Origin of the sequence: Mycobacterium sp. E342, from assembly GCF_001667665.1 — a bacterium.
In the GTDB taxonomy this organism is placed as follows: domain Bacteria; phylum Actinomycetota; class Actinomycetes; order Mycobacteriales; family Mycobacteriaceae; genus Mycobacterium.
Genome location: NZ_LZJM01000017.1, coordinates 1 through 8,540, shown reverse-complemented (window position 1 = coordinate 8,540; position 8,540 = coordinate 1). Strand labels below are relative to the sequence as shown.

The window sequence follows — 8,540 nt, the reverse complement described above, 5'->3', positions numbered from 1 at the left end:
AGCGCAATTGGATCGGCCGCTCCACCGGCACCCGGGCGCTGTTCTCGGCGCACGACACCGGCGGCGAGACGGTCGACATCGAGGTGTTCACCACCCGGCCCGACACCATGTTCGGCGCCACCTATTTGGTGCTGGCTCCCGAGCACGACCTCGTCGACGGGCTGATCGCCGCCGCCTGGCCGGAGGGGACCGACCCGCGGTGGACGTACGGCGCCGCGACGCCGGGGGAGGCGGTCGCCGCCTACCGGGGGGCGATCGCGGCGAAGTCCGACCTCGAGCGTCAGGAGAGCAGGGACAAGACCGGGGTCTTTTTGGGCAGTTACGCGACCAACCCCGCCAACGGGAAACCGGTGCCGATCTTCATCGCCGACTACGTGCTGGCCGGCTACGGCACCGGCGCGATCATGGCGGTTCCCGGCCACGACCAGCGCGACTGGGATTTCGCCAGGGAATTCGGCCTGCCGATCGTGGAAGTCATTGCCGGAGGCGATATCTCGGAGTCCGCATACGCGGGTGACGGCGTGCTGGTCAATTCCGGCTACCTCGACGGGATGGACGTGGCGGCGGCCAAGGAGGCGATCACCGCCCGCCTGGAGGCGGACGGCCGCGGTTGGGCGAGGATCGAATTCAAGTTGCGGGACTGGCTTTTCGCCCGGCAACGCTACTGGGGCGAGCCGTTTCCGATCGTCTACGACAGTGACGGGCGTGCCCACGCGCTCGACGAGGCCGCGCTGCCGGTCGAGTTGCCCGACGTGCCCGACTATTCCCCGGTGCTGTTCGACCCCGACGACGCCGACAGTGAACCGTCGCCACCGCTGGCCAAGGCGACCGACTGGGTGCACGTCGAACTCGACCTGGGCGACGGCCTGCGGCCCTACACCCGCGACACCAACGTGATGCCGCAGTGGGCCGGCAGCTCCTGGTACGAACTGCGCTACACCGATCCGCACAACTCGGAGCGGTTGTGCGCCAAGGAAAATGAGGCTTATTGGATGGGCCCGCGGCCCGCCGAGCACGGACCACAGGATCCCGGCGGTGTCGACCTCTACGTCGGGGGCGCCGAGCACGCGGTACTGCACCTGCTCTACGCGAGGTTCTGGCACAAGGTGTTGTACGACCTGGGCCACGTCAGTTCCCGGGAGCCGTACCGCCGGCTGGTCAACCAGGGTTACATTCAAGCCTTCGCCTACACCGATTCGCGCGGTTCATATGTTCCGGCCGACGAGGTGGTCGAGCGCGACGGTCGCTTCTTCTACGAGGCAGCGGACGGTGAGATCGAGGTCTTCCAGGAATTCGGCAAAATCGGTAAAAGCCTGAAGAATTCGATCTCGCCCGATGAGATCTGCGACGAGTACGGCGCGGACACGCTGCGGGTCTACGAGATGTCGATGGGCCCGCTGGAGGCCTCTCGCCCCTGGGCCACCAAGGACGTCGTCGGGGCGCACCGCTTCTTGCAACGGGTATGGCGCCTGGTGGTCGACGAGCAGACCGGCACGACCCGGGTGCTCGACTCGGACGGACCGCACGAGCTCGACGGCGGCACCCTCCGGGCGCTGCACCGCACCATCGCGGGAGTCTCGGAAGACTATGCCGCGCTGCGCAATAACACCGCGGCCGCCAAGCTGATCGAATACACGAACCACCTGACCAAGGAACACCGTGACGCGGTACCGCGGGCCGCGGTCGAGCCACTGGTGCTGATGTTGGCGCCGCTGGCCCCGCACATGGCCGAGGAGCTGTGGCTGCGGCTGGGCCACACCACCTCGCTGGCGCATGGCCCGTTCCCGCAGGCCGATCCGGCCTATCTGGTCGACGACAGCGTCGAATACCCCGTGCAGGTCAACGGGAAGGTGCGCGGGCGAGTGGTGGTGGCCGCCGACGCCGACCAGGACACCCTGAAGGCCGCGGCGTTGTCGGACGAGAAGGTCCGGGCTTTCCTGGCGGGTGCCAACCCGCGCAAGGTGATCGTGGTCCCGGGCCGGCTGGTCAACCTGGTCGTCTGACCGGCGCCCAGTCAGCGGCCTGTCGGCCGCAGCACCACCTCGTGAACATGGCCGTCCGGTGGCGTGGCCACCACGTTGGCGACGGTGGCCGCGACGGTCTCCGGCTTGAGGAACTTGGCGGGGTCGTAGGTGCCGCCCTCGAACGCGACGAGCTCGCGCTGCATCTCGCTGTCCGTGCGGCCGGGGTAGACCGTCGTCACCCGTAACTCCGGCTCGTCGGCGCGCAGCGAGTCGGCGAACGCGCGCAACGCGAACTTGCTGGCCGAGTAGGAAGCCATACCGGGCGACACGTTGCGCCCGGCGCCGGAATTGATGAAGACCACCTGACCACGGGCACGCCGCAGTGCGGGCAGCAGCGCCAACGTAAGTTCCACCGGCCCAAGCACATTGACGGCAAAAGTGGCGCGCCACTCGTCGACGTCGGATTCGGCGACGTGACCGGGGATGGACAGTCCGGCGTTGTGCACCAGCACATCGAGTTCGTCCACCACCTCGCAGGCGGCCTCGATATCGCCGGAGTCGGTCAGGTCCAAAGGAAACGTCGTCGAGCCGAGGCGCTCCGCGACGGCGTCGAGTCGGTCAGAGGGCCGGCCGGCCAGCAGCAAGGTGTGGGTGGGGGCCAGTGCCGTGGCGATCGCGGAGCCGATGCCGCCACCGGCGCCGGTGATGAGTGCAGTGGGCATGTAAGGAAGTCTACGGGCGTAGCCAAACTGGTTGAACGGCAGGTACTTTCACGCCTCTTTACACGCCGGCGGCTCACCCGCGGGACCGGACGTCGGCTCGCCGCAGGCCAGCCGCTCCAGCGGCGCCAGCGCCTGCATCAGGGTGCTGAGGTCGGACGCGGGGAGTTGACTGAGCATGGCGGCCAGGGAGGCGCGCCGGTTGGCCAGGGACTCGCCATGCACGGCCCGTCCCCGCGGCGTGATGTCGACCAACACCGCCCGCAGGTCGGACGGGTCGCGCGAGCGTTTCACCAGCCCCAGCTTCTCCAGCCGGCGGATCGCCACCGTGGTGGTGGGAGTCCGTACCCGTTCGTGGGCCGCCAGGTCGGTCATCCGAATCGGCCCTTGATCCAGCAGGGTGACCAGGATCGACAATTGCGCCAACGTCAGTTCGCCCGCGGCGGCGCCGCTCGGATCCCCCCGACGCAGAATTGAAAACAATTTGGACAGCGCGCGGTGCAAACCTTCGGCAAGCTCGGTCACGTCGGCCGAGGTGGGTTCGCTGTCCGCCATAACCGGGGAGTCTAACGCTATATCGGGCACGTACAAGGTCGCTATGCCGACTAATTAGTGCAATGGGGCGGTCAAAGTACCTGGGACAAGAATCGCTGTAGGCGTGCGGTCTGCGCGGCTTCGAAAATCTGCTCCGGTGCCCCGGATTCCACGACCTTGCCGCGGTCCATAAAGACAACGGTGTCGGATGCCGAGCGGGCAAAACCCATTTCGTGGGTGACCACGATCATTGTCATACCGTCAGCGCCGAGGTCGGCGATGAGTTGCAGAATCCCTTTCACCATTTCGGGATCCAGCGCCGACGTCGCCTCGTCGAAGAACATCACTTGCGGGGCCATGGCCAGCGCGCGGGCGATGGCCACTCGTTGTTGTTGGCCGCCGGAAAGCATGCCGGGCCGGGCATCGGCCTTGTGCTTCAGGCCAACTCGGTCCAGTTGGGCCAGCGCCAGCTCGCGCGCCTCGTCGGCGGCCAGGCACCGCAACTTGCGCGGCGCCATCGCCACGTTTTTCAGCACGCTCAGATGCGGAAAGAGATTGAAATGCTGGAAAACCATGCCGATGCGCTGCCGCAGCTCGTTGGGGTCGTCGCGGAGCACCGATCGGCCGTCCAGCAGGATGTCTCCGCTATCGGGTTCGTACAGCCGGTTCAAGGTGCGCAGCAGTGTTGACTTGCCGGAGCCGGACGGCCCGATAACCGCGACGGTGCTGCCGGCGGCAGCTTCGAAATCGACCCCCCGCAGCACCTTGTTCCCACCAAGGGTTTGGTGAATGTCCCTGGCCGCCAACGATACTGACTTACGTCCCGTGACCACGGCGCTCACGTGATCTCCTGGCCGAACGTCGTTGCCAGCATCTCCGCATTGTCGTCGGCGTCGGGCGCACCCCGGCCACGGCGCAGGCGAGCGTCGATGTAGTTGACCAAATGCGTTAACGGAATGGTCAATATCAGGTAGAACAGGCCGGCCGCCACCAGCGGCGACAGGCTGCCCGTCTGGGCGTTCAAATCCCGGCCCACCTGGAAAAGCTCCCGCTGATCGGCGATCAGGCCAAGGAAGTACACCAAAGCGGAGGCCTTCAACAACCCGATGAACTGATTGACCAAAGCCGGCAGCACCCGGCGTATCCCCTGCGGCACCACCACCAGCCGCATCGCGGTCGTATAGCTGAATCCCAGTGCGCGGGCGGCCTCCAACTGACCCGGGTCCACACTTTGTATTCCGGAGCGCAGGATTTCGCCGATGTAGGCCGCGGCCATCAATCCCAATGCGGCAATTCCCAATGGGTAGGGATTCTTGTTGGTCAGTCCACCGACCAGTGGCCCGATGCCCATCCCGATGAGCAGGATGATCACCACTTCGGGGAGGCCCCGGAAGATATCGGTGTATACCCGGGCCGGCCAGCGCAACCAGCGCCGATGCGAAATGCCCGCCATGGCCAGCACCATTCCCAGCGCCAGGCCGATCACGATGGCGCTATTGGTCAGGATCAACGTGTTCGGCAGCCCCGTCGTGAGCAGCACCGGGATGGCCTGTCGGTACATGTCCCAGTCGAAGAACGAGTCGCGCAACTGGGCGAGCGTCGACTTGGGCGCCGCGGGATCCACGACCGCGCGATGCCGACTCGCCGCGATCGCGGCGAAGTCCGGCAGGCTCGGCGCAGGGGCGGCTTTCGACCCGGGTTTCCAGCCGGGCGGCAGGCTGCGCGGTACCCATTGGCAGTACAGCTTGGCCCAGGTGCCGTCGGCGATCACCGCGTCCAGCCCGGAATTGAGCGCGTCGATCAGCGGCCTGTTCTCCTTGGCGACCGCGTAGGCCACGAAATTGCCCGCGCTGAAGGTGTTCGCGACCGTCACGGCGGGATCGCCCGGCCGGATGACGGTGGCGGCGAGGGTTCCGGGCGCCACCCAGGCATCGATCTGCCGGGTCTTGAGGCTGGCGTACAGGGTGGCGAAGCCGGGGTACTTCACGGGTTGCAGGTGCAGGGTGTCGACGACGTAGGACTCCTCGACGGTGCCCTGGACGACACCGATGCGCTGGCCGGCCGCCAGCTCGCTGAACTTGTGGATCGGTGAGCCGGGGGGCACCACGAGGGAGTAGAAGCCGAAGTCGTAACCGTTGGTGAAGGCGACGGTGCGTCGACGCTGTGTGGTGGCCTTCACCGACGCCGACCCCACGTCGAAGCGTCGGGAAGCCACTTGCGCGAGCAGCGCGGAAAAGTCCGTGCTGACAAAGCGGAGCTGCAGATGCAGCTTGTCGGCGATGGCGCGCAGCAGCAGGTTGTCGAAGCCGCTGAATTCTCCGGTGGGATTGATGCAGATGTTGGGCGGGGCGTCGGACAGTGTGCCCACCGTCAGCACGCCCGGCGTGCCGAGGCCCAAGGCGCCGATGTCGACCGCGCTCAATGGTTCGACCGAATTCGTCGTTTCGCGGTCCTCTTCCGGTGTCGGCCGCGCCGCGGTGAGATCTTTGGGCAAGGCCCTGGCGCTGTCCAAACCGGAAGGCGCGCATTGGTTCCAGTCGGCCGCGGCGGGCGCCGCGAGTCCGCCTGATGCCATCCCGCAGACCAACACGATGGTCGCGGTCAGTCCGAACAGCCTTCCGCGGCGCTGGGTGCGCCGGTCCGCGCGCGCATTCATCCCTGTCACCGTATCGACCGGCGGCCGGCTTCGTCGGGTGAGCGTCCGCTCTAGAGAGCCAGTGACGGCTCGACGCCCACGGATTCGGCGTCGTCGAGTACCTCGAGCTGTCCGGGGGCGACGGGGGTGACGTCGTCGGGCGGCGTGAACACCCTGCGCCGGGAAAGTTCGGCCAGCATGGTCTGGGCCGCCAGGTAGGAGCGACTCACGCAGGCGGCCCGCGCGGCCTCGGGATCGCGCCGGTTGATGGCGGAGGTCTCGTCTTCGTAGAACGGCAGCATCTCTTCGCGGCCGCCTTGGTAGGTCAGCCAGAACACCCGGGGGATGAGGTTCTGCGAGGCGCGGATCGTGGCGTGCAGCCGCGGTCCGGCGTATTCGTCGTTGATGGTGCGCCGATATTCCGCGGCGATGTCGCAGAAGGCCCGCGAATCCTTGGCGCTGCGCAGGGACCGCATGACGGTGTCGAGTTGCCCGAGGATGCGCGGGGTCGGGCTGGTGGCCGCGCGCGCGGAAGCGATGCCGTTGAGCAGGCCGTCGAGTTCGTGATGCTCGAGGACGGTGGCCTCGTCGAATCGTTCGACGAACGCTCCCCGGTGATAGCGGGTGGAGACAATGCCGTCGTGTTCGAGCTGAACCAGTGCCTCTTGAATGGGAACGCGGCTCACCCCCAGCCCCAGGGCGATTTCATTCCGATCGACGCGGTCGCCGGTGCGCAACTTTCCCGTCAGCAAGAGGTGCAGGATGTGCGAAACAACCAGGTCCTTTTCTTTGACCCCGTATTTCTTCGGCATTCGTTGTTGAGTCTCTTTCAAACCGGGTTTCGGCCAGCTGGCGCGAGAAGTTTCTCACGAGTGGGCTCGTATTTTCCGGTGTTTGACCGATAAATGGTTGCGACCGGTCTAACGATTATCGCGCCACCGGCACAGGGCTTCGGCGGCGGTGAGGTCGTAATCCGGGCCGTCACACGCCACGGTCAGCAGCGTGACACCGAGGCCGACGAGCGTTTCGGCGTTGTCGAGCAGTTTGCCGCCGTCCTGCACGGCGGCCGAGCGTTCGATGTTCGCCGGGTCGCGGCCGACGTCGGCGCAGTGCCGGGCCAGGACCTCTGACTTCGCCGGGAACTCGTCGGCGGACGTGAAGCTGTGCCACACGTCGGCGTATTCGGCGACCAGACGCAGCGTCTTTCGCTCGCCTCCGCCACCGATCAGGACCGGGATGTCGCGGGTGGGTGGCGGGTTGAGCTTGGCCAGCCGCGCCTTGATGCGGGGCAGCGCGCCGGCGAGGTCGTCGAGGCGGCTGCCCGCGGTGCCGAATTCGTAACCGTACTCGTCGTAGTCCTTCTGCTTCCATCCCGAGCCGATGCCCAGTATCAGCCGGCCATCACCGATGTGGTCGACCGTGCGAGCCATGTCGGCCAGCAGTTCGGGATTCCGGTAGGAGTTGCACGTGACGAGTGCGCCGATGTGGATGCGCGACGTCTGTTCGGCCCACGCGCCGAGCATGGTCCAGCATTCGAAATGCGCGCCGTCGGGATCGCCGTAGAGCGGGAAGAAGTGGTCCCAGTTGAAGGCGATGTCGACGCCGATGTCTTCGCAGCGACGCACGGCGTCACGAATTTGTCCGTACTGCGGCGCGTGCTGAGGCTGCAATTGCACGCCGATGCGGATGGGCAGATCAGATGTCATACACCCACCGTAGGGTCAGCGCCCGTCGAGCACCCCGCGCAGCAGGTCGATCAGGGCGAGCGGTTGGTCGCTTTGCACCGAGTGGCCCGCGTTCTCGACGACGTGCGCCGTGCGGAAATGCTTTGTGCGACGGCTTAATTCGGCGGCATCGTCGTCGTTGACGAATCCGGACTTGCCGCCGCGGATGAGAGTGATCGGTGCGGACAGCCTGTCCACGTCATCCCAGAGGACGTCGAAATCCGGGAACTTGCGGATGGCGTCGTAGCGCCACGTCCACTTGCCGTTGTCCAGCCGAAGCGAGTTGTGAAACACCCCGCGGCGCAGGGCCTTCACCTCGCGGTGCGGCGCCGCGGCGACCGTCAGGTCCAACATGGCCTGGAAGCTCTCGAATTCGCGCTCGCCGTGCATCAACGCCACGGTGCCCTGCTGTTCCTTGGTCATCTCCGAGTGGCGCTGCAGCGCGGACGGGGTGACGTCGATCAGCACCAGTTCGTTGACGAGTTCGGGCGCCACGGCGGCGAGCCGTATCGCCGTCAGCCCGCCCAGCGACATGCCCACGACCAGATCGGCGCTCGGGGCGTGCTCACGCAGCGCCGGCAACAGGGCGTCGGCGTTGATCTGCGGCGAGTAGTCGCCGTCCTCGCGCCATGCCGAATGGCCGTGCCCGGGAAGGTCGACGGCGAGTGCGGGCTGGCCCAGACCGACGATGACGGTGTCCCAGGTGTGCGCGTTCTGGCCGCCGCCGTGCAGGAAGACGATCCGCGGGGGAGTGCCGCCCCAGCGCAGCGCGCTGATCTTCCCTGCACCGGTGCCCGCCTCGACACGCTGCACGTCGGGCAGCGGACCGGTGACGCCGGCTTGCTCGGCGTTCTCGGATAGCAGCGCGAACTCCGACAACCCATCGAGTTCGTCTTCGGAGATTTCGGTCACGGTCTACAGACACTAGCGCCGAGGGCGCCGCCAACGGCCGCGAGCGTAACGT

General features: G+C 66.7%; 8 protein-coding genes. 1 reads left to right on the top strand and 7 read right to left on the bottom strand.

Going from position 1 to position 8,540, the window contains the following annotated elements:
* Window positions 1-2,003, top strand: a 2,003-nt coding sequence (gene leuS, locus A5692_RS00930) for a leucine--tRNA ligase (RefSeq protein ID WP_068051162.1), incomplete at its 5' end; no start/stop codon positions are given.
* 11 nt (window positions 2,004-2,014) lie between these two features.
* Here leuS and A5692_RS00925 read toward each other — a convergent pair.
* From A5692_RS00925 to A5692_RS00895, 7 genes are all read right to left on the bottom strand, one after another.
* Window positions 2,015-2,686: an SDR family oxidoreductase gene (locus tag A5692_RS00925; protein WP_068051161.1), complete on the bottom strand. Its 672-nt coding sequence runs from the start codon at window positions 2,684-2,686 to the stop codon at window positions 2,015-2,017.
* 48 nt (window positions 2,687-2,734) lie between these two features.
* Complete coding sequence (locus tag A5692_RS00920) at window positions 2,735-3,238, bottom strand: MarR family winged helix-turn-helix transcriptional regulator (protein WP_068051159.1); 504 nt, start codon at window positions 3,236-3,238, stop codon at window positions 2,735-2,737.
* 71 nt (window positions 3,239-3,309) lie between these two features.
* Complete coding sequence (locus A5692_RS00915) at window positions 3,310-4,059, bottom strand: amino acid ABC transporter ATP-binding protein (RefSeq protein ID WP_068051154.1); 750 nt, start codon at window positions 4,057-4,059, stop codon at window positions 3,310-3,312.
* Complete coding sequence (locus A5692_RS00910; RefSeq protein ID WP_068051152.1) at window positions 4,056-5,873, bottom strand: ABC transporter substrate-binding protein/permease; 1,818 nt, start codon at window positions 5,871-5,873, stop codon at window positions 4,056-4,058. Before A5692_RS00910 ends, A5692_RS00915 begins: the two co-directional genes overlap by 4 nt.
* Before the next feature lie 50 nt (window positions 5,874-5,923).
* A complete protein-coding gene (locus A5692_RS00905) occupies window positions 5,924-6,664 on the bottom strand; it encodes a GntR family transcriptional regulator (RefSeq protein WP_068051151.1) in 741 nt (246 codons plus the stop codon).
* 108 nt (window positions 6,665-6,772) lie between these two features.
* Entirely contained in the window at window positions 6,773-7,558 is a 786-nt protein-coding gene (locus A5692_RS00900) for an LLM class F420-dependent oxidoreductase (protein ID WP_068051149.1), read from the bottom strand.
* A gap of 15 nt (window positions 7,559-7,573) precedes the next feature.
* A complete protein-coding gene (locus A5692_RS00895; RefSeq protein WP_068051147.1) occupies window positions 7,574-8,488 on the bottom strand; it encodes an alpha/beta fold hydrolase in 915 nt (304 codons plus the stop codon).
* Between the last annotated feature and the right edge of the window lie 52 nt (window positions 8,489-8,540).